The organism is Roseivivax sp. THAF30 (assembly GCF_009363575.1).
Classification (GTDB): Bacteria; Pseudomonadota; Alphaproteobacteria; order Rhodobacterales; family Rhodobacteraceae; genus Roseivivax; species Roseivivax halotolerans.
In genome coordinates, this window is sequence record NZ_CP045389.1 from 463,217 (window position 1) to 483,601 (window position 20,385).

Annotated in this window: 17 protein-coding genes; 7 read left to right on the forward strand and 10 right to left on the reverse strand. The window is 64.9% G+C overall.

What is annotated here, in order from left to right; genetic code table 11:
- Positions 1-2 precede the first annotated feature (2 nt).
- From FIU91_RS02185 to FIU91_RS02195, 3 genes are all read right to left on the reverse strand, one after another.
- Complete coding sequence (locus FIU91_RS02185) at positions 3-1,010, reverse strand: hypothetical protein (protein ID WP_371418234.1); 1,008 nt, start codon at positions 1,008-1,010, stop codon at positions 3-5.
- A 20-nt stretch (positions 1,011-1,030) separates the two neighbouring features.
- On the reverse strand, positions 1,031-1,501 hold the full coding sequence (gene greA, locus FIU91_RS02190) for a transcription elongation factor GreA (protein ID WP_093011565.1): 471 nt from the start codon (positions 1,499-1,501) through the stop codon (positions 1,031-1,033).
- A 119-nt stretch (positions 1,502-1,620) separates the two neighbouring features.
- On the reverse strand, positions 1,621-3,222 hold the full coding sequence (locus FIU91_RS02195) for a sodium/solute symporter (RefSeq protein WP_152461241.1): 1,602 nt from the start codon (positions 3,220-3,222) through the stop codon (positions 1,621-1,623).
- A gap of 391 nt (positions 3,223-3,613) precedes the next feature.
- Here FIU91_RS02195 and FIU91_RS02200 point away from each other — a divergent pair, with 391 nt between their 5' ends.
- The 3 genes from FIU91_RS02200 (at position 3,614) to FIU91_RS02210 (ending at position 8,001) form a co-directional block, all read left to right on the forward strand.
- Complete coding sequence (locus FIU91_RS02200) at positions 3,614-5,266, forward strand: electron transfer flavoprotein-ubiquinone oxidoreductase (RefSeq protein WP_152461242.1); 1,653 nt, start codon at positions 3,614-3,616, stop codon at positions 5,264-5,266.
- 196 nt (positions 5,267-5,462) lie between these two features.
- The gene (locus FIU91_RS02205; protein ID WP_152461243.1) at positions 5,463-7,187 is read left to right on the forward strand and encodes a tetratricopeptide repeat protein; all 1,725 of its coding nucleotides are present in this window, start codon (positions 5,463-5,465) and stop codon (positions 7,185-7,187) included.
- A complete protein-coding gene (locus FIU91_RS02210) occupies positions 7,177-8,001 on the forward strand; it encodes a 4-(cytidine 5'-diphospho)-2-C-methyl-D-erythritol kinase (RefSeq protein WP_152461244.1) in 825 nt (274 codons plus the stop codon). Before FIU91_RS02205 ends, FIU91_RS02210 begins: the two co-directional genes overlap by 11 nt.
- 69 nt (positions 8,002-8,070) lie before the next feature.
- Here FIU91_RS02210 and xylA read toward each other — a convergent pair whose 3' ends face one another.
- The 5 genes from xylA to xylF form a co-directional block, all read right to left on the reverse strand.
- Positions 8,071-9,363 (reverse strand): xylose isomerase, encoded by a 1,293-nt coding sequence (gene xylA / locus FIU91_RS02215; RefSeq protein WP_152461245.1) that lies wholly within the window; start codon positions 9,361-9,363, stop codon positions 8,071-8,073.
- The gene (gene xylB, locus FIU91_RS02220) at positions 9,360-10,787 is read right to left on the reverse strand and encodes a xylulokinase (RefSeq protein WP_152461246.1); all 1,428 of its coding nucleotides are present in this window, start codon (positions 10,785-10,787) and stop codon (positions 9,360-9,362) included. Before xylB ends, xylA begins: the two co-directional genes overlap by 4 nt.
- 8 nt (positions 10,788-10,795) lie before the next feature.
- Complete coding sequence (locus FIU91_RS02225) at positions 10,796-11,551, reverse strand: ATP-binding cassette domain-containing protein (protein ID WP_093011585.1); 756 nt, start codon at positions 11,549-11,551, stop codon at positions 10,796-10,798.
- A complete protein-coding gene (locus tag FIU91_RS02230) occupies positions 11,548-12,849 on the reverse strand; it encodes a sugar ABC transporter permease (RefSeq protein WP_152461247.1) in 1,302 nt (433 codons plus the stop codon). The genes FIU91_RS02225 and FIU91_RS02230 overlap by 4 nt, the downstream gene beginning before the upstream one ends.
- 128 nt (positions 12,850-12,977) lie before the next feature.
- Positions 12,978-14,006 carry a D-xylose ABC transporter substrate-binding protein gene (gene xylF / locus FIU91_RS02235; RefSeq protein WP_152461248.1) on the reverse strand — a complete coding sequence of 343 codons (1,029 nt, stop codon included), beginning with the start codon at positions 14,004-14,006 and terminating at the stop codon, positions 12,978-12,980.
- A 260-nt stretch (positions 14,007-14,266) separates the two neighbouring features.
- Here xylF and FIU91_RS02240 point away from each other — a divergent pair, with 260 nt between their 5' ends.
- Both FIU91_RS02240 and FIU91_RS02245 read left to right on the forward strand, forming a co-directional pair.
- Entirely contained in the window at positions 14,267-15,490 is a 1,224-nt protein-coding gene (locus FIU91_RS02240) for an ROK family protein (protein WP_152463615.1), read from the forward strand.
- Positions 15,487-16,956 (forward strand): VCBS repeat-containing protein, encoded by a 1,470-nt coding sequence (locus FIU91_RS02245; protein ID WP_152461249.1) that lies wholly within the window; start codon positions 15,487-15,489, stop codon positions 16,954-16,956. The genes FIU91_RS02240 and FIU91_RS02245 overlap by 4 nt, the downstream gene beginning before the upstream one ends.
- On the opposite strand, the gene FIU91_RS02250 is transcribed toward FIU91_RS02245, so the two are convergent.
- Positions 16,946-18,256: a cytochrome-c peroxidase gene (locus FIU91_RS02250; protein WP_152461250.1), complete on the reverse strand. Its 1,311-nt coding sequence runs from the start codon at positions 18,254-18,256 to the stop codon at positions 16,946-16,948. The two genes, FIU91_RS02245 and FIU91_RS02250, sit on opposite strands and share 11 nt — an antisense overlap.
- 60 nt (positions 18,257-18,316) lie before the next feature.
- Positions 18,317-19,318, reverse strand: coding sequence for a polyprenyl synthetase family protein (locus tag FIU91_RS02255; protein WP_093011598.1), 1,002 nt, complete (start codon positions 19,316-19,318; stop codon positions 18,317-18,319).
- A gap of 51 nt (positions 19,319-19,369) precedes the next feature.
- Between FIU91_RS02255 and FIU91_RS02260 the strand changes: the two genes are divergently transcribed.
- Both FIU91_RS02260 and FIU91_RS02265 read left to right on the forward strand, forming a co-directional pair.
- Positions 19,370-19,585, forward strand: a complete 216-nt coding sequence (locus FIU91_RS02260) for a DUF2007 domain-containing protein (RefSeq protein WP_093011601.1) — start codon at positions 19,370-19,372, stop codon at positions 19,583-19,585.
- A complete protein-coding gene (locus tag FIU91_RS02265) occupies positions 19,575-20,363 on the forward strand; it encodes a tRNA1(Val) (adenine(37)-N6)-methyltransferase (protein WP_254702021.1) in 789 nt (262 codons plus the stop codon). The genes FIU91_RS02260 and FIU91_RS02265 overlap by 11 nt, the downstream gene beginning before the upstream one ends.
- Positions 20,364-20,385 lie beyond the last annotated feature (22 nt).

Consider the following 20,385-nt stretch of genomic DNA (forward strand, 5'->3'; position numbering starts at 1 on the left):
CGTCAGTCGAAGGTGCCCGTCACCCGTCCGATCAGCATGAACGCCCGCGCGCTGCGCGTATCGGCGAGGGCCTGAATGTCGGTGTCGCTGGCATCGGGCTCGAACCGCGCAAGCCCCTTGTCGAAGAGCCGCAGGAAATGATGGGCGGCGTCGCGGAAGATCGCGTCTTCCTTCATCCGCGTATTGGTGAGCGCCAGGGAGGTGCGATCGCGCACGCCCCCGAGCGCCGCGACTGCGCGTCCGCGTTCGCCCTGGGCGAAGCGGCGCCAGAGTTCGGGCCGCGCCATGTCCGGGCGCAGGTCGTCCATGTATATGCCGTCCTGGCTCAGAAGGGTCAGCACGTCCTGACTCGCCTGGACGAGCTGCGCCGATGGCCGATGCTTGAGCGCCCGGCGGAGCGCCGCGAACCCTACCTCGTCCTCGGCAGTGTCGGGGAAGTTCAGCGCACGAATGAAATCGCCATTGGACAGCGGCTTGGCGAAGGCTTCGGCGGGGGTGCCAAGCGCGAGATCCTGCTGATCGGTCTCATTATGTGCCGGGCCGCCGGGGCTCTGGCGGCTTGTCACGGCCTCTCTCGCGCGGGTCGACGTGAACATCGCGAGCGCCGTCTCGGTCTTCTTCTGGGTCGCTGCGATCTCGTCGAGTTTCTTGGCGATGGCCGCGCTCGTCTCGGGCGCGGCATCGCGCGTCTGCTGGACATAGGCCTTCCGAAGCGCGTCGACCGCTGTTTCGAGCCGCTGCGCCTCGATCCGCATCACCCGAGTCGCCCGAAGCGCCATCGCGGCGACCCAGATCATCGCCACGGGGAGGAACACCACCATCAGCGTCAGAAGGAAACGCAGACCGCCTTCGCCATCGATGCCGACGAGCAGGAAGAAACCGACGGCGATCAGCAGCCACAGACCGCTGAGGCCGACCGCCATGCGTTCCACTCCGGTGACGCCGGGCATGTCGCGGGCGGGCGGTGCCACCTGAGCGGTCGGGCGGCTCTGTCTGGGATCGACGGCCATCTGCCGGTGCCCTCGCGCTGTCAGATGTAGTCGATCGAGAGGATCTCGTAGGACTTGTCGCCACCGGGCGTCCGCACCTCGACGCTGTCACCCTCTTCCTTGCCGATCATGGCGCGGGCAATGGGCGATTTCACGTTGAGCAAACCCTTCTCGATGCTGGCCTCGTGTTCGCCCACGATCTGCCAGGTCTTTTCCTCGTCGGTGTCCTCGTCGACGACCTTCACGGTCGCGCCGAACTTCACCGGGCCCGAGAGAGTCTTGGGATCGACAACCTCGGCGAGGCCAAGCACGCTCTCGAGCTCCTTGATCCGGCCCTCGATGAAGCCCTGTTTCTCGCGCGCGGAATGGTATTCCGCGTTCTCCTTGAGATCGCCAAGCTCGCGCGCTTCGGCGATCGCCTGAATGATCGCCGGGCGCTCTTCGGACTTGAGCTGCTTCAATTCGGTTTCGAGCGCGGTGTAACCCGCGCGGGTCATCAGTATCTTTTCCATGGTGCCGTCCGAACGTCTTTGGTCCTGGGCCCGGTTCCCTGCGAAACTGCCCATTTGTTATGAAATACCTGACGCGAGCGGCGTTCGATTGCAAGGGGCGCGCGCCGCATCACGTCACGCTACCAGAGCCAGATCACCATGCCCGTCGTCGCGATCAGAAGCACTAGACCCCAAAGCAGCGGGCTCGTGTATACGGGCGTCCCGACTTTCGTCAGCAGCTCGCGCGCTTCGGCGGAGGACCATACCAGCTCGTCCACACCCTCTTTCTTAGGCTGGCGGGTCGCGGCGGAGATCCCGAGGTTGAGGGCGATACCGACGAAGAACAGGATCGTGCCCATCACGGTGTAGTGGATGTCGGGCAGGCCGATGCTATCCCAGACGCCCGTCACCTCCTTCAGGATGAAGGTCGGAATGCCGACGGCCAGCCCGAAGATGATCGTCCAGAACGCACCTGTGCCGTTCGCCCATGTCACCGCGAGGCCCACCATGTAGGTCGCGACCATCGTCGGCACGATGTAGCTCAGCGAGGACTGGAAATAGCCGAAGAGCGTGCCGAACGACCCGATGAAGGGCGCATAGACCGCCGCGAAGGCAAGGAACCCGCCCGTCGCGATCTGGCCGATGATGACGAGGCGACGCTCGCTCATCTCGGGGTTCATGGGCTGCACGAAGTCCTTCACGACGAGGGAGGACAGTGCCGTCGCAGCCGAGTCCACCGAGGACATGATCGCCGCGATCAGCGCCGCCATGATGATGCCCCGGATGCCGATGGGCATGAGTTCGAAGGCGAGCTTGGGAAAGGCGAGGTCCGGTGTTTCGAGGTCGGGATAAAGCTGCAGCGCGATAAGCCCGGGAATGATCATTATGAAGATATTCGGCAGCTTCAGAAAGCCCGCGAACACTGCGCCGAGCCGACCGTTCTTGAGGTCTTTCGCCGCGAGCGTCCTCTGGGCGACGAACTGGTTCATGGTCCAGAGATAGAAGCTCAGCAGCGTCACGCCCCAGAGCCCGTGCCACGGCGTGAAGTCGTTCTCGCGCGGCAGGATGAGGTGCTGCTTGGACTCCTCGACATTCCAGATCTCGCTCCAGCCGCCGATTTCCTGCAGGCCGAGCCAAAAAATCAGGAGACCCCCGAGGATGAGCAGGATCGACTGAACCGTGTCGGTCACGACGACCGCCGCGAGACCGCCGAGAACCGTATAGATCCCCGCGATCAGCGCGAGAATCGCCGCGGCGGTCCAGATGTTGAGGAACGAGAAGGTGTTGGCGATGACGAGTCCGCCCGCATAGAGCGCCCCCGCCACGTCGATCAGCATCACCGCGAGGATGGTGAAGATCGAGTAAGCCTTTCGGGAGCGCACATCGAAGCGCAATTCGAGGAATTCCGGCGTCGTCGCGATCTTGGCGCGCAGGTAGGACGGCAAGATGAAGATCGCGAAGAGGATGAGGACGATCGCCGCCGTCCATTCGTAATTGTAGATGGCGATGCCGTTCTCGTAAGCTCCGCCCATCAGGCCCACGAAGCTCGAACCGGACATGTTCGAGGCGAAAAGCGAGAAACCGATGACGAACCAGCCGAGATTGCGGCCCGCGAGGAAGTAATCGTCAGACTCACCGCCCCGCTTCTTCGAAACGTAGACGCCATGCGCGATGATGCCCACGAAATAAACAACGACGATCAGGTAATCGATCAGATGGAGCTCGAATTGCGCTTCGCCCATGCCGTTCATCCTTCGCGCGATGCTGGCGTTGCCACTCAACCCTGCTGAGAAAGTGCAGTTCCGTCAGCAACTTATGCCGCAGCGCGGAAAGTCGGCGCGGCGCCGACAATCGTCTTTGATAACCAACATCTTAAACTCATCAAAAATATTTTGGTGCGAGCGGGATGGTGACACCCTGTCAGGGCGGCTCATCGGTCGGGCGCCGCCAACCGACCATTCGCGGAACGGGTCGCGAACGCCGCTTTCGGTACATTCGGGTGCATGAAATCGGGGCAAAAGCCGCGCAAAGAGGCCATCGGGACGCGGTGTCACAATTGACCCCCGCCCCTTGCGCCCTTTAATCCACTGCAGGTTTTCACGAAAAGGGGTCTCCGGCCCCGAAGGGAGCGACATGACCGAGATCCAGCGCGAGGCGATGGAATATGACGTGGTGATCGTGGGCGCAGGGCCGGCCGGCCTTTCTGCCGCGATCCGCCTTAAGCAACTCGATGCGGACCTGGACGTAGTCGTGCTCGAGAAAGGCTCCGAGGTCGGCGCGCATATCCTCTCGGGCGCGGTGCTCGATCCCGTCGGGCTCGATGCGCTCATCCCTGACTGGAAGGAAAAGGGTGCGCCGCTCAATACGCCGGTGAAGGAAGACAATTTCTATCTCCTCGGCGAGGAGGGCAAGGTGCGCGTGCCGAACTGGCCGATGCCTCCGCTCATGAACAATCACGGCAATTACATCGTCTCGATGGGGAATGTCTGCCGCTGGATGGCCGAACAGGCTGAAGAGCTGGGCGTCGAGATCTTCCCGGGCATGTCCTGTTCCGAACTCGTCTATGGCGAGAACGGCGAGGTGAAAGGCGTGGTCGCGGGCGTCTTCGGGCTCGAGGCTGACGGCTCCTACGGGCCGAACACCGAGCCGGGCATGGAGCTTCACGGCAAGTATGTCTTCCTTTCCGAAGGCGTGCGTGGATCGCTCTCGAAAGAGGTGATCGCCAAATACGATCTGGCCCAGGACAGCGAGCCGCAGAAATTCGGTCTCGGCATGAAGGAAATCTGGGAGATCGACCCGGAGAAGCACCGCGAAGGCACGGTCACCCATACGATGGGATGGCCGCTTGGCAAGAATGCGGGCGGCGGCTCTTTCATCTACCACCTCGAGAACAACCAGGTTTACGTCGGCTTCGTGGTGCATCTCAACTACGAGAACCCGCACCTCTACCCCTACATGGAGTTCCAGCGCTTCAAGCATCACCCGATGGTCGCCGAGCTTCTGGAGGGCGGCAAGCGGGTGGCCTATGGCGCTCGGGCGATCTCCGAAGGCGGCTACCAATCGATGCCCAAGATGGTCGCGCCGGGCGTGGCGCTGCTCGGCTGCTCCGTGGGGATGGTCAACGTGCCGCGCATCAAGGGCAATCACAACGCGATGCTGTCGGGCAAGGCGGCGGCCGAGGCAGCCCATGCGGCGCTGGCCGAAGGTCGCGCCTCTGACGAGCTGACGGCCTACGAGACCGAAGTGCGGGCCGGCGCAATCGGCGAGGATCTCAAGAAGGTCCGCAACGTCAAGCCGCTGTGGTCGAAATACGGGCTCACCACGAGCCTCGTCGCGGGCGGTCTCGACATGTGGACGAACACGCTCGGCTTCTCGTTCTTCGGGACGGTCAAGCACGGCAAGTCCGACGCCGAGGCGACCGGCAAGGCCAAGGATCACAAGAAGATCGATTATCCCAAGCCCGACGGGAAGCTGAGCTTCGACCGGCTGACCAATGTCTCCTTCGCGGCGACGAACCACGAGGAAAGCCAGCCGTCGCATCTCAAGTTGAAGGACGAGAAGACGCCGGTGGCCGTCGACTGGACCGAGTATGCCGGACCGTCGCAGCGCTACTGCCCTGCTGGCGTTTACGAATTTGTCACGCCCGACGAGGGCGGCGAGCCGAAGTTCGTCATCAACTTCCAGAACTGCGTGCACTGCAAGACCTGCGACATCAAAGATCCCGCGCAGAATATCGTCTGGACGGTTCCGCAGGGCGGCGACGGGCCGAACTATCCTAACATGTGATGCGCTTGCGTTATGATGCATGACGCCTGGGGCGGCCTTTCGGGGCCGCCCTTTTCGTATTCTGCGCTCTGCAAAGCAGCCCTCACCGCATCGTGCGAGCCTGTGCAGATCCCTGTGGCGCTGTCCGCATTGCAAGCCGGGGCGGGGCAGGGTTAGTCTTATGCGAAATACGAGGCCCGAGCCGAAGGATATGCCAATGACCGGCCCCACCACGCATTGGACGAAAGCCGCGCTGGCGTCACTGGCGCTTGCCCTGCCCATCGGCGCAGAGGCGCAAGGTGTCGCGGGCGATTACCTCGCCGCCCGCCATGCCGGCATGAGCGGCGATTTCGAAGCCGCCGCGCGGTATTTCGATCGCACGCTGATGCATGACCCCGAAAGTCTCGAATTCCTGGAGCGCTCCGCCCTGGCGCATATGTCCCTCGGCAATGTCGAGCGCGCCGCGGACCTCGGAGAACGCATTCTGGAGACGGGCCAGAATACGCAAGTCGGGCAAATGGCGGTGCTCGCCGCGGACATGGAGCGCGAAAACTACGCCGCGGTCCTAGCGGCGATCGATAACGATCGTGGCGCGGGCCCGCTCGTTGATGGCCTGATCCGTGCCTGGTCGCTGCTGGGGCAGGGCGACATGTCATCTGCGCTGAACGCCTTCGACGCGGTGGGCGAGACGCAAGGACTGGCGCCCTTCGCGGCCTATCACAAGGCCCTGGCGCTCGCCTCCGTCGGCGATTTCGAAGGGGCGGATGCGCTCTTTTCCGGCGAGATGGGCGGCGGTGTCGATTTCACCCGCCGCGGCATTCTTGCGCGCACCGCCATCCTCAGCCAGCTCGACCGCAACGAGGAAGCGCTCGCGCTGATCGACCAGAGCTTCAATTCCGGGCTCGATCCCGAACTGCGTGACCTAGTCGCTCGGCTGGACGCTGGTGAGACAGTGCCCTTCGACATGATCCGCGGCGCGAAGGACGGGCTTGCGGAGACGTTCTTTACCATCGGCTCTGCGCTGACGACGGATGCGAGCGAGGATTTCACTCTTCTCTATGCGCGTGTCGCCCAGCATCTCAAACCGGACTTCGCGGATGCGACCCTCATGGCTGCCGAGCTGCTGCGCGCGCTCGAGCAGTACGAGCTGGCCGCCGAGACCTATGACACCGTCCCGCGCGACGATCCTGCCTTTCATGCCGCCGAGATCGGCCGCGCCGAGGCGCTGCGCGAGATCGGCCGTACCGATGCCGCGCTCGAAGCACTGCAGAGTCTCGCGGAGACCCATGGCGATTTGCCCGTCGTGCAATCGACCCTCGCGGATTTCCTGCGCCGCGAAGAGCGGTATGACGAGGCGATCGCGGCCTATACCCGCGCGCTCGATAGCTATGAAGAGGAAGCGCGCGAGCAGTGGTTCCTCTACTATGCCCGCGGTATCGCCTATGAGCGCTCTGGCAATTGGGAGGAGTCCGAAGCCGATTTCCGCGCCGCGCTGGAGCTCAACCCCGAACAGCCGCAAGTGCTCAATTACCTCGGTTATTCGCTGGTCGAGCAACAGGTGAAACTCGACGAGGCGCTCGATATGATCGAACGTGCCGTCGCGGCGCGCCCGGATGCAGGCTACATCGTCGACAGTCTCGGCTGGGTCTACTACCGGCTCGGCCGCTACGAAGAGGCGGTGGATCAGCTCGAGCGGGCCGCCGAACTCATGCCCATCGATCCGGTCGTGAACGACCATCTCGGCGATGCCTACTGGGCCGTGGGGCGCGAGCTTGAAGCCGAATTCATGTGGAAGCGCGCGCTTTCCTTCGTCGATTTCGAGAATGTCTCCGAGGATGCCGATCCCGAGAGGATCCGCCGCAAGCTCGAGGTCGGGCTTGACCGGGTTCTCGAAGAGGAAGGATCCGCACCCCTCGACGTGGCCGTTGGCAATGGTAATTGAGGAACGCGCACCAGCCAAACTCAACCTCTCGCTGCACATCACCGGACGACGAGCCGACGGATATCACCTCCTCGACAGCCTGGTCGTGTTCGCCGATCTTGGCGACGTGGTGCGGGTTGAGGCAGCCGAGGATCTGTCGCTCGATGTGACAGGTCCGATGGCCGATGGCGTGCCGGATGGCGAGGACAACCTTGTCTTTCGGGCGGCGCGGTTCCTGGACCCTGTACGCGGCGCGAAGATCACGCTTGAAAAGCACTTGCCGAGCGCAGCCGGGATCGGCGGCGGATCGTCAGACGCCGCGGCTGTCTTGCGGGCCCTGTGCGAGCTGTGGGGCATGCCCCTGCCGCGTCAGGCGATGGCGCTTGGCGCCGATGTGCCGATGTGCCTCGATCCCAAGGCGCAGCGCATTTCAGGCGCAGGCGAGGCGATCCGGATCGTGCCGGGCTTGCCGAAGATGCCCGCCGTTCTCGTCAATCCGGGTGTCGGCGTGTCGACTGCGGAGATCTTCAGGACTTTGACGGCGCGAGAAAACCCGCCGATGCCCGAGACCTGGCCCGAAACGCGCGATGTCGCCGATGTCGCCGATTTCCTTTCTGGCACACGGAACGACCTGACCGCGCCAGCCATAGCCGCCGCGCCCGAGATCGAAACCGCGCTCGCGGCGCTGGACGATGCGCTTTTCGCACAGATGTCGGGATCTGGCGCGACCTGTTTCGGAATCTATACCGATGCCGCGGCAGCCGACGCGGCGGCAAACCGGATCTCAGCCGCGCAGGGCAATTGGTGGGTCCGGGCCGTAACGCTCAACCCGTGAAGGGCGAGGGGCGCTGCCCCTCGCGCTCCCCGCGGTATTTGAGCCAATCCAAAGAAGGGGAGCGGCGTCTTAGACGAAGCGGTTCACCAGGTTCTCCAGCCGTTCTTGACGCCCCGAACGCGGGCTTGGATTGATGTTCTCTTCCAGAACCCGCTCGTAGAGCGTGCCGAGGTCCTGGCCGAGGACATCAGAGCTGTCGTAGCCCGCGTAGCGCGCCGCTCGCGCCTCTTCGAGCGAGCCGTCCTCGAGCATCGCCCAGGCCGCCTTGAAGCCGCGCGCGCAGGTGTCCATTCCGCCAACATGCGCCAGGATCAGGTCTTCCGCATCAAGCGATTGGCGGCGCAGTTTGGCGTCGAAATTGGTGCCGCCCGAGACGAACCCGCCTGCTCGCAGCACCTCGTAATAGGCCAGCGCGACTTCGGGCACGTTGTTCGGGAACTGGTCGGTGTCCCAACCCGATTGGTAATCGTTCCGGTTCATGTCGATCGAGCCAAGAATACCGAACGCCGCCGCCATCGCCAGCTCGTGTTCAAAGCTGTGGCCCGCCAGGATCGCGTGACCCTGCTCGATATTCATCTGCACCTCGTTCTCGAGGCCGAATTCCTTGAGGAAGCCGTAAACCGTGGCCACGTCGTAATCGTACTGGTGCTTGGAGGGCTCCTGGGGCTTCGGCTCGAGAAGGATCGCGCCCTCGAAGCCGATCTTCTTCTTGTAGTCGACCACCGCGTTCAGGAACCGTCCGGCCTGCTCACGCTCTCGCTTGAGGTCAGTGTTCAGCAGCGTCTCGTATCCTTCGCGCCCGCCCCAGAGCACGTAATTCGCGCCGCCGAGCTTCTTGGTGGCATCCATGCAGGATTTCACCGTCGCCGCCGCATAGGCGTAGACATCGGGGTCGGGGTTGGTTGCCGCGCCAGACATCCAGCGGCGATGGGTGAACATGTTGGCCGTGCCCCAGAGAAGACGCGTGCCGGTCTCGTCCATTTTCTGACCGAGATAATCGGTGATCTCTTCAAGGTTGCTCAGGCTTTCCGCGAAGGTCTCGCCCTCGGGACGCACGTCGACATCGTGAAAGCAGAAGAAGGGCTGGCCGAGGATGCGGAACATCTCGAAGGCGGCGTCGGCCTTCATCTTGGCAGCGTCCATCGTGTTTCCGAACCAAGGCCGCTCGAAGGTCTGGCCGCCGAAGGGATCGCCGCCCTCCCAGGCGAAGGAATGCCAGTAGGCGACCGAGAAGCGCAGATGCTCGGCCATGGTCTTGCCGCCCAGCGTTTCGGATGGGTCGTAATGGCGGAAGGCGAATTCCGTGTCGCTCTCAGTTCCCTCGAAGCGGATTGGCGGGATGTCCTTGAAGAAATCAGTCATGTCAGGTCCTTGAGTGCGTGGTAGGCCGCGCGGTAGCGGGCATGTGCATCGGCGAAGGCATCGCGAAGCGCGGGGTCGGGGGCGAAGACGCGGTCGGTCTCTGGCGGTTGGGCGATATCCGCGCTCGCACCATCGGCCATCATTGCAAGCCGAGCCGCGCCGAAGGCACCGCCGAAATCGCCCGAGACAGGCCGTTCGACCGAAAGCTCGAGCGAGGTCGCCAGCGCCGACAGCCAGTAGTCGGACCGCGCGCCGCCACCCACGGCGATCAGCTTTTCGATCCGTGTGCCCGTGGCGGTCAGCGCATCGAAACAATCGCGGATGGCATGGGTCACGCCCTCCAGGACCGCGCGCGTCAGCGCGGCCTGGTCGGAGGCGTGATCGAGATTTAGGAACGCACCGCGAATGCGCGCATCGTTATGCGGGGTCCGCTCGCCGCCGAGATAGGGGAGAAACAGCGTTCGCGCCGGAGGTTCGAGCGCTCCGAGCGCGCCGGTCAGCGCCGAGGCCTCTTTGCCGGCCGTACCGGCATACCAGTTGAGCGCGTCGGTCGCGGCAAGGATCACGCCCATCTGGTGCCAGGTGCCGGGCAATGCGTGGCAGAAGGTGTGAACCGCCGTTTCCGGCGCGGGCTGATAGGCATCGGCGGCCGCGAAGAGGACGCCGGACGTGCCGAGCGAGACAAAGGCTTCACCTGCGCGCACCACGCCGCAGCCGATGGCCGAGGCCGCGTTGTCGCCACCCCCGCCCGCAACGGTGACGCCTTCGGGCAGGCCCCAGCGGCTGGCAAGTTCGGGCCGGACGATGCCGGAAGGCTCCGAGCCTTCCACGAGGCGCGGCATGTGTCCGCGCGACAGCCCTGTCAGCGACAAGAGCTCGTCCGACCAGTCCCGCGCGCCGGTATCGAGCCACGACGTCCCCGCCGCATCGGACATCTCGGCCACGGCCTCGCCGGTCAGCCAGAGGCGCAGGTAATCCTTCGGCAGAAGCACGCGCTTGGTCGCGGCGAAGGCTTCGGGCTCGTGACGGGCGGCCCAGACAAGCTTTGGCGCCGTAAAGCCTGGAAAGACGATATTGCCGGTGATCTCGCGCCAGCGCGGGTCCGCGTCGAGTTCCGCGGCCTCTTCGCTCGCGCGCGTGTCGTTCCAGAGGATTGACGGGCGCAGCGCGCGGTCATCCGCGCCGACAAGCGTCGCGCCGTGCATCTGCCCCGAGAGCCCGATCGCGCGCACGGCAGAGAGATCGCCAAGCCCGGCCATCGCCTGATCCGCCGCCTCGCACCAGCTTTCGGGATCCTGTTCGGACCAGCCGGGCGCGGGGCGGGCGACGGTGAGCGGGACGGTCTTTTCCGCGCGAATCGTTTGCGTGTCGTCGACGAGAACGGCCTTCAGGCCCGACGTTCCGAGGTCCAGTCCGATATACATGAATTACCTCAGGCGACCGCTTTTTCGCGAGGATTCTTGCCAAGGATGATCATCGACAGGATGTCGTCCTCGGTCACGTCCTCGACCCGTTCGGTGCCGATCAGCTGGCCGTTCTTCATCACGGAGACGCGGTCGCAGAGCTCCATCATCTCGCGCGTGTCGTGGCTGATGAGGAAGATGCCCAGACCTTGCGCCTTCAGCTCCTTGATGAGGTCGGCGACCATCTGCGTCTCGTGGACGCCGAGCGCGGCGGTCGGCTCGTCCATGATCAGGATCCTGGCGTTGAAATAGACCGCGCGGGCGATAGCGACAGACTGGCGCTGGCCGCCCGAGAGCGCCGAGACCGGCTCGGTGATCTTTTTGAAGTTGGGATTGAGCCGCTTCATGATCTTGCGCGTCTCGGCTTCCATGCGCGCATCGTCGACGAGGCCGAAGACGTTGGTCAGCTCGCGTCCGAGAAAGAGGTTCGACGGTGCATCGAGATTGTCGGCCAGCGCGAGGGTCTGGTAGATCGTCTCGATGTTGTGTCGGCGCGCATCGCGGGTGGAGGAGATGTCCACCTTCTCGCCGTTGATACGGATCTCGCCGGAATCCATCTTGTAGGCGCCCGACAGGATCTTGATGAGCGTCGACTTGCCCGCGCCGTTGTGGCCGAGGAGGCCCAGGACCTCGCCGGGCATCAGGCTGATGGACACATCGTCCACCGCCTGCACGCCGCCGAAGGCGATCGAGATGTTCTTGAGTTCGACCAGGGGAGTCGTCATTTTCCTTCTCCCGTCCATTTGCGGTACTGGATGTCGATCCACACGGCGAGAACCAGGACGCCGCCCACGACGATGTTCTGGAACGGCGCGTCGACGCCCATCATCGCCATGCCCGATTGTAGCGATTGCATGATGAGCGCGCCGAGGATCGCACCGTAGATCGTGCCGATCCCGCCCGAGAGCGCAGTGCCCCCGATCACGGCGGCTGCGATGACGCGCAGCTCGTCGAGCGTGCCGATGTCGTTGGTGTGGTTGGCAAGGCGTGCAGAGGCCACGACCGCGGAGATCGCGCAGAGCGCGCCGAGGATCGCGAAAACCTTTACCGTGAGAAGCTTGGTGTTGATGCCCGACAGCTCCGCCGCGTCCGGGTTGCCGCCGGTTGCGAAGATGTAGCGGCCTAGGCGCGTGCGCGTTGCGATGATCGTCATGACGATGGCGACCGCGATCAGGACGAGGACCGAGAAGGGCAGACCGTAGGACGCGGTATAGCCTTCGGGCAGAACGCGGCCCGCGGCTTCGAAGTCCCGCTCCAGCACGCGCTGGGGGATCTCGTAGGAGGTCAGGATCCAGACGAAGCCGAGGATGCCGCCCGCGATGATCGCCGCGACCACGCCTTCGGCCCAGAGCGGCTTGACCGGGAAGTCGTGCGCGACCTTGTTGCGGCGCGCGGACCATAGGCCGACGAGTGCCGCCGCGACGGCGATGAGGCCGACGACCCAGCTCCAGAACGAGCCGAGAGTGCCCTGTATGCCGCCGAAGGCGGAGTAGGTCTCGTTGAGTGGCCCGATTGTCTGTCCGTCCGTGAGATACCAGGCGACGTTTCGCCAGACGAGCAAGCCTCCGAGCGTCACGATGAAGGCCGGGATGCCTTGATACCCCGCGAGCCAGCCCTGGAAGGCGCCGATGATCGTGCCGACGATGATGCCCGCCCCGATGGCGAGCCAGGGCAGAAGCGGATGGCCGAGATCGAAGCCAAAGTCGAGCAGCCAGCGCGTCTGCATCATCGCCATGACCGCCGAACAGGTCGCGAGAAGCGCGCCGACCGAAAGATCGATGTGCCGGGTGACGATGATGAAGACCATGCCGGTCGCCATGATCGCGACCGAGACCGTCTGGATCGTCAGGTTGAAAATGTTGCGCGGCGTCAGGAATCGCCCGCCCGTCATGATGTTGAAGATGACCGCGATGGCGATGAACGCCCCGATCATGCCGAGGAGGCGTGGGTCGATCTCGAGGCTCTTCCAGATGGATCGGCGCTGCCGTCCGCCGGAGGAGGAGGCTTGGGTCGTGTCGCTCATGGGATTGGCTCGTCTCGGGGCTCGGACCGGGCGCGGCGCGTGAGGGGCGTCCGGGCGGTGCGATTGGGGGCTTGAAGTGAAAGTCCCGCGGCGGCTATCCGCCGCGGGACGTGTTCAGATCGCCAGGATCAGTTGCAGGGCGCGGGGCCGTTCTCGACGCCCTGGCAGAGCGCTTCCTGCTCGATCCAGCCGGCATCGACGACAACGGATAGGTTGTCCGCCGTGACCGGGACCGGCTCGAGGAACTCGGCCCAGAGCGTCGTGCCCGCGGGCGACGTCCACTCTTCGGCGCCTTCGATCTCGGACATCTCGGTGCCACCAGCGAGCGACAGGGCGATCTCGCCGGCGCGGTTTCCGAGGTCGCGGGCGTCTTTCCAGACGGACACGGTCTGCGTGCCTTGCGCGATACGGTTCAGCGCGGCGTGGTCGCCGTCCTGGCCGGAGACCGGGATACCTTCCATGCCCTGAGCGGTGAGCGCTGCGACAGCGCCGCCGGCGGTGCCGTCATTGGAGGCGACGACCGCATCGACGTTGTTGTCCTGCGCGGTCAGGATCTGCTCCATGTTACGCTGCGCGTTCGCGGGGAGCCACTGATCGGTATAGGCCTCGCCGACGATGGTAATGTCACCGGCGTCGATGGCTTCCTGCAGGACTTCCTGCTGACCGCCGCGGAGGAAATCCGCGTTGGGGTCGGTGGGCGAACCCTTGATCATCACGTAATTGCCGGTGGGCGCGGCCTCGAGCACGGCACGGGCCTGCATCCGGCCGACTTCTACGTTGTCGAAGGTCAGGTAGAAGGCGCGGTCGTCCTCGATCAGACGGTCATAGCCGACGACCGGAATGCCCTCTGCGAAGGCTGCGTCGATGGCGGGGCCGATGGCCTGTGAGTCCTGCGCGAGGATGATGAGCGCGTCGACGCCCTGCGCGATCAGGCTCTCGACATCCGAGAGCTGCTTGGCGGACGAGGATTGCGCGTCGGTCGAGACATATTCTGCGCCAGCCTCGTCGAGTGCGGACCGGATCGCCGCCTCATCGGTCTTCCAGCGCTCTTCCTGGAAATTCGACCAGCTCACGCCCACGGTCAGGTTGTCCTGGGCGATGGCTGCCGAACTGAAGCCGACCGTCGCGACGACGGCGGCAAGCAATGCCTTATGCATGTCTTCCTCCCTATACGTGTCGCCCGCCTCTCCTGGGCGGGCGCCGAGTCTTGTGACCCTGACCAAGGAAGATGCGTTTATTATCTTCACGTGTCAAAATAAAATTGACAGGATATACGTGAAAATGTCGAAATCGGCGGCGGGGAGAGCCAGTCTTGCGCTGGAATGAGGAAAGTATGGCCGACGAGCAGACCGCTTATATTCGAGATGTAAAGAAATTCGGTGCGCCATCAGCGCTAGATGCGGGTGGCGATTCGCTTATGGCCGAGGGGTGCGGCCCGCTCCTGCGCGGTGACAATGGCGAGGCGAAACCGCTGCGGCAACAGGTATTCGAGCATGTGCGTGCGCGAGGGCGGGCCACCCGCGCCGAGACCGCCCGCGATGTCGGGATCAGCGCCGGCTCGGTCACGCAGATCTCGGCGGATCTGATCGCGCGCGGACTGCTCGAAGAGGTCGAGGAAACGGATCGTGCCGCCGTGCGGGGCCGCCCACCCATCGCGCTCAGTGTCGTCGGGTCTTCGGGCTGCGTTCTCGGTGTGAAGCTCTCGGACCAGATCCACTCCGCGATGATCTCGGACTTCGCAGGGGCGGAGCTTGGCGCGCTCACGTCCGAGGCGCGCGCCGGTCGGCGCCCGATGGCGGAGCGGGTCGATGAGGTCGCCGCGCTGGTCGAGAGGACACTGACACAGGTCGGACTTGATCTATCCGCGCTTTCGGCCCTAGCGGTAGGATTGCCGGGGCTTGTCGATCACGATCGCGGCCACGTGCTCTGGTCGCCCCTGATGCGCGAGACGGACATCGACCTGAAGGCGGCTTTGGAGACGCGGCTCAAGCTTCCGGTCCATCTCGACAACGACGTCAACATGCTTGGCCTCGCGGAGCTCTGGTTCGGCGCGGGCCGCGCGAAAAGCGACTTCGCCGTCGTCACGATCGAGCAGGGCGTCGGCATGGGCATGGTACTCGGCAACCGGCCGTTCCGCGGCTCGCGCGGGATGGGCCTCGAACTTGGTCACACGAAGGTGCAGCTCGACGGCGCGCTCTGCCGCTGCGGCAAGCGCGGCTGTCTCGAAGCCTATGTCGCCGATTACGCGCTCGCCCGCGAGGCCGCGATCGCGCTCGACCACGGACCGGAGACCATTGCCGCGCCGCACCGCGCCATCGAGGCGCTGTTCCAGGAGGCGCGCGCCGGCAACCGGGCCGCCCGCACGATCTTCTCCCGTGCCGGGCGCTACCTCTCGCTCGGCCTGTCGAACGTCGTGCAGCTCTTCGATCCCGAACTCATCATTCTATCGGGCGCGCGCATGCGCTACGATTACCTCTATGCCGACGAGGTGCTGGCGGAAGTCGCCGCGCTGTCGCTCAACGAGGGGCGCACGCCCGCGCGCATCGAGATCCACGCCTGGGGCGACCTTGTCTGGGCGCGCGGGGCGACGGCGCTGGCCCTCTCGGCAGAGACGGACCGCATTCTCGGAGGCGCGGCATGAGGACCATCCTGGCCGCGGCGCTGATCGCCAGCCCCGCATTCGGCGAGCCGCGATTCGAGCGGATCGACACTCCGCTTGATGACCATGTCTATTCCGGCGGATGGGAGCATTTCGTGGGCGGCGGCGTCGCGGTCTTCGATTGCAACGACGACCGTTTGCCCGACCTCTTCGCCGCCGGTGGCGAGACCCCCGCGGCGCTGTTTCTCAACGAAGGGGGCATGCAATTCGCAAAGGGCGACCTGCCGGAACTGACGGGAGTGACCGGAGCCTATCCGCTGCATCTCGATGACGACGCGGAGATCGACCTCTACGTGATGCGCGTCGGCCCCGACCTGGCCCTTCTGGGCGAGGGGAATTGCGCGTTTCGCGACGGCACCGAAGAGATCGGCCTGCCACAGACGGATCAATGGACAACGGCTTTCACTGCATGGTTCGAACCCGGCGAGGACCGGCCAACGCTGGCAGTGGGTCACTATGTCGACCGCAGCGATCCGGACGGCCCGTTCGAGGCCTGCGATGCCAACGCGATCCTGAGGCCTGGCCCGGACGGCTACGAGACCGAGGAACTGACGCCGGGCTTCTGCCCCTTGTCGATGCTCGCCTCGAAGGATTGGCGCCGCGAGCCCACGCTGCGTATCTCCAACGACCGGCATTATTACGTGCGCGGCGGAGCCGAGCAGATGTGGGATATTGGCGAGCGGCGCTTTCTGACCGAAGCGGATGGCTGGGATGGCCCGCAACTCTGGGGCATGGGCATCGCCGCGCGCGATCTGACCGGGGACGGGCGCGCGGAAGTCATGCTGACCTCGATGGGCGACCAGCTTTTGCAGATCGCGGATCGGGATGGCTACAAGGCCGCCCCGTTCGAGATCGGCACCTACGCGCAGCGGCCCTTCACCGGCGGCGATGGCCGACCCTCGACCGGCTGGCACGCGGAGTTCGGCGATGTGAACAACGACCGGCTCGACGATCTCTTCATCGCGAAGGGCAATGTCGACCAGATGCCCGGCATGGCGATGGACGATCCCAACAACCTGCTGATGCAGAAAGAGGACGGCACGTTCGTTGAGTATGGCGAGATCGCTGGCATTGCGACGCTGGACCGTGCGCGGGGTGCGGCGCTCAGCGATCTCGATTTCGACGGCAGGCTCGATCTCGTCGTGGTCAATCGGCGTGCCGGGATGGAGCTGTACCGCAACGTGACCGAGCAGACCGGGAACTGGATCGCCATAGATCTCGTGCAGCCCGGTCCAAATCCCGGCGCTGTCGGTGCCGAGGTTCGGGTGAACGGCCGCTTGCAGGAAGTCACCGTTGGCGGCGGCCATGCCGGCGGCGATGCCGGGCCTCTGCATTGGGGCCTTGGGGATGCCGGCTCGGCACGGGTCGAAATCACTTGGCCCGACGGCACGCAGGCCGGCCCGCTGCGGCTCAGGCTGAACGGGCTCCACCGCCTCGTCAGGGAGTAGGCACGGGCAGGCCGCTCGGAACCGATGCCGGAATGCCGAGACGACCTTCGCGGGCGGCAGGATCGGTCAGAGCCTCGAGGAAGGCGACCAGCGCTGCGATCTCGCCTTCGTCGAGAGGGGCGGGCGCGCGATGCACCGCGGCTGCAATCGCGGCGCGCTCGTCGCTGTCCGAGAGAATCCGCCAATCCTCCGTCTGAAGCGCGGGCAGCACCGCGCTTGTCTCGTAGCTTTCCAACTTTGCGCGCGGGTCGACATGATGACGAAGATACGCGGCAAGCTCGTCATAAGCGCCCGCGTGACCGTAAGGCGACGTCAGCGCGACATTGCGAAGGGAGGGCGTGCGAAACGCGAAGGCGTCGGCCGGATCGCCGGTCACGCGCATGCGTCCCTCATCGCGCGCGTGGCTTTCGAAAGCGGCCGCCTTGCCGGGGCCGAGCTGCACATCCCCCATCGCGTGGAACCCGTGGTCGGTCTGGAATTTACCCGAATGACACTCCGCGCAGCCTGCCTCGCCGTAAAACAGCGTCATGCCGCGCTCCGCTTCGGTGCTCAGGGCATCCTCGCCGCGCAGGTAGGCGTCGAACGGGCTCTGATCCGAGCGCCATTCGAATTCGATGAAGGCGGCGATCGCGTCCGAGATACGGGTGAAGGTGATGTCCTCGGATGTCTCGATATCCGCATAGACCGCCGGGAAGCTTTGCGCGTAGCCCTCAACCCCCGCGACACGCCGGGCGATGAGATCCCAGGCCCCGCCTTCGCCGGTCAATCGACCTTGGCGCACGGCGGTCGAGATCTCGTTTTCCTGGTGATGCCCGGCCATTTCATCGGCCGACAGGACAGGAAACATGGTCTGCGCGGAGAGGAGCGAGGCGAAATCTTCAACCATGTCCTGCCCAAGCGGGGTGCGGATGGAGCCATCCTCGCGGATCTCGACGCGGCCATCGTGGAACATCACCCGGAACTCGTGAGCCCCGAGGTTCCACAGCGCCTGGGCGTTCCGGGGAATACGCTGCTCCGGCATGTTGTCAGGGTTGGGCGTGCGCTTCGGCCCCATCCCGATGCCGCCATCGCCGAGCCCGAGCGAGAGCCCGTCACCGGTTCCGAACTCCGGATGGTGGCAGGACGCGCAGGCCACTTCGCGGTTGCCCGACAGGATCGGATCGTAAAAGAGCTGCTGGCCGAGCCAAGCCTCGGAGATCCTGACCGGGCGGTAATCGTCGTCTGTGACGGGCGCAGGCAGATCGGCGGCGACAAGCGCGGTCGGAATCAGAAGCGGGGCGAGGATCGTGGAGCGGCGCATGATAAACCAGTCAACGGCTTTGCCGTCAGCGTGGCTGAGCCTTGCCCCTCTGGCAAGGCCCTAGCTGATCCGCGCGACCACGTAATCCGCCAGATCGATCAGCATCTCGCGCAGATCGCTTCGCGGAAGTTTGGACATCGCGTCCTTTGCCTTCGCCGACCAGCCGAGCGCATCGTCGCGCGTCGCCTCGAGCGCGCCGTGCCGGTCGAGCAGCATCAGCGCGTGATCGAGATCGCCGTCTTCCTGCTTGCCCTTCTCGATGACGCGAGACCAGAAGGCACGCTCCTCGGCGTCTGCCTGTGCGACGGCCTTGATGACCGGCAGCGTCAGTTTGCGCTCGCGGAAATCGTCGCCGACATTCTTGCCGGTGGCCTTCGTATCGCCCTGGTAGTCAAGCAGATCGTCGACGATCTGGAAGGCGATGCCGAGCGCGTCACCGTAGTCGAAAAGCGCCTCAACCTGCGCCTCGTCGACGCCCGCGATCACGCCGCCGACCTCGGTCGCCGCCGAGAAGAGCGCGGCGGTCTTGCCGCGCACGACCTTGAGGTAGATGGACTCGTCTGTTCTAAGATCCTGCGCGGCGGAAAGCTGCAGCACCTCGCCTTCGGCAATCGTCGCAGCGGCGTTCGACAGGATGTCGAGCACGCGCAGATTGCCTGTCTCGACCATCAGCTGGAAGGAGCGGGCAAAAAGATAGTCGCCCACCAGGACGCTCGACTTGTTGTCCCAGAGAAGGTTTGCGGTCGGCCGCCCGCGTCGCTGGGCGCTCTCGTCCACGACGTCGTCATGCAAGAGCGTCGCGGTGTGAATGAACTCCACCGTCGCGGCGAGATGCACGTGGTAGGGACCGGGATACCCGCACATCTTCGCCGCGGCGAGCGTCAGCATCGGGCGCAGACGTTTGCCGCCCGCTTCAACAAGATGCGCGGTGACTTCGGGGATGCGCGGCGCATGTTCAGAGGCCATCCGCGTGCGGATGAGCGTGTTGACCTCGCCCATCTCTGACTCGAGAGCGGCGGCGAGGCGGTCATGCGGTTTCTGCGCGGGGTGATCCAGGCTCATGGGGTCTCCGGGCTCTCGACACTCGAAATAGGAGAAGGTTAACTCGCGCCCATGGAAGAATTGCTGCGCACGAATGACATCACGCTGATCCCCCTGGCTCGAGCCATACTCGACGACGAGGGTATAGAGAGCTTCGAGTTGGACGTAAACATGAGCGTCCTCGAAGGCTCCATCGGCATTTTGCCGCGCCGCCTTATGGTGCGCTCGAGCGACCTGGCGCGTGCGAGGACGGCACTTTGGGAAAACGGGGTCAAGCTTGACGGCTGACGGGCTGGGCTTCGCCGAGGCGGAGCTGAGCCATGACGCGTTTCTTGGCGGACGGATCACGCTTTATCAGCCGAAATCGGGATACCGCGCGGGGATCGACCCGATTCTCCTGGCCGCCTCCGTGCCCGCGCGCCGAGGCGAGCGGGTGCTGGACCTTGGGTGCGGCGCGGGGCCGGCACTTCTGGCGCTGGGCGCGCGTGTGCCTGGCCTGTCGCTGACCGGGCTGGAGCGACAGGCGGCCTACGCGGACCTTGCGGTGCGAAACGCTGGGGCGACGGGCATCGCCGCGCGGATCTTCGCGGCGGATTTGCGGGAGATGCCGGCCGAGCTCCGGGCCGAGAGTTTCGATCATATCATTGCCAACCCGCCCTATTTTCAAGCGGCCGACCGGACCGCCGCGCGGGATGCGGGCCGGGAGGCCGGACGCGGCGAGGAGACCCCGCTTGCAGATTGGGTGCGCGCGGGATCGAAGCGCCTCGCGCCAGCCGGGCGGCTGACGATGATCGTCCGGGCCGAGCGCCTGCCGGAGCTTTTGGACGCGATGCAGGGCTTGCTTGGCAGCCTCGAAGTGCAACCTCTCGCGCCGCGAACAGGCCGCGCGGCGCGGCTCGTGCTGGTGCGAGGCCGCAAGGGCGGACGCGCGGAGTTTCGCCTTCACGCTCCGATCGTCCTGCATGAAGGCTCGCATCACGTCCGAGATGGCGAAGACTACGCCCCGCGCATCCGTGCGGTGCTCCGCGAGGCGGCTGCGCTCCATTTCGGGGCATCCGATCAATAAAATTACAATCGGCGGTGTTTTG

Excerpts from the sequence above, each read along its gene's own strand:
- FIU91_RS02185 (WP_371418234.1), bottom strand. The coding sequence starts at position 1,010 with ATGGCCGTCGATCCCAGACAGAGCCGCCCGACCGCTCAGGTGGCACCG.
- xylA (WP_152461245.1), bottom strand. The coding sequence starts at position 9,363 with ATGACTGATTTCTTCAAGGACATCCCGCCAATCCGCTTCGAGGGAACT.
- xylF (WP_152461248.1), bottom strand. The coding sequence starts at position 14,006 with ATGCATAAGGCATTGCTTGCCGCCGTCGTCGCGACGGTCGGCTTCAGT.
- FIU91_RS02200 (WP_152461242.1), top strand. The coding sequence starts at position 3,614 with ATGACCGAGATCCAGCGCGAGGCGATGGAATATGACGTGGTGATCGTG.
- greA (WP_093011565.1), bottom strand. The coding sequence starts at position 1,501 with ATGGAAAAGATACTGATGACCCGCGCGGGTTACACCGCGCTCGAAACC.
- FIU91_RS02225 (WP_093011585.1), bottom strand. The coding sequence starts at position 11,551 with ATGACGACTCCCCTGGTCGAACTCAAGAACATCTCGATCGCCTTCGGC.
- FIU91_RS02260 (WP_093011601.1), top strand. The coding sequence starts at position 19,370 with ATGGAAGAATTGCTGCGCACGAATGACATCACGCTGATCCCCCTGGCT.
- FIU91_RS02255 (WP_093011598.1), bottom strand. The coding sequence starts at position 19,318 with ATGAGCCTGGATCACCCCGCGCAGAAACCGCATGACCGCCTCGCCGCC.
- xylB (WP_152461246.1), bottom strand. The coding sequence starts at position 10,787 with ATGTATATCGGACTGGACCTCGGAACGTCGGGCCTGAAGGCCGTTCTC.
- FIU91_RS02205 (WP_152461243.1), top strand. The coding sequence starts at position 5,463 with ATGACCGGCCCCACCACGCATTGGACGAAAGCCGCGCTGGCGTCACTG.
- FIU91_RS02250 (WP_152461250.1), bottom strand. The coding sequence starts at position 18,256 with ATGCGCCGCTCCACGATCCTCGCCCCGCTTCTGATTCCGACCGCGCTT.
- FIU91_RS02230 (WP_152461247.1), bottom strand. The coding sequence starts at position 12,849 with ATGAGCGACACGACCCAAGCCTCCTCCTCCGGCGGACGGCAGCGCCGA.
- FIU91_RS02240 (WP_152463615.1), top strand. The coding sequence starts at position 14,267 with ATGGCCGAGGGGTGCGGCCCGCTCCTGCGCGGTGACAATGGCGAGGCG.
- FIU91_RS02245 (WP_152461249.1), top strand. The coding sequence starts at position 15,487 with ATGAGGACCATCCTGGCCGCGGCGCTGATCGCCAGCCCCGCATTCGGC.
- FIU91_RS02195 (WP_152461241.1), bottom strand. The coding sequence starts at position 3,222 with ATGGGCGAAGCGCAATTCGAGCTCCATCTGATCGATTACCTGATCGTC.
- FIU91_RS02210 (WP_152461244.1), top strand. The coding sequence starts at position 7,177 with ATGGTAATTGAGGAACGCGCACCAGCCAAACTCAACCTCTCGCTGCAC.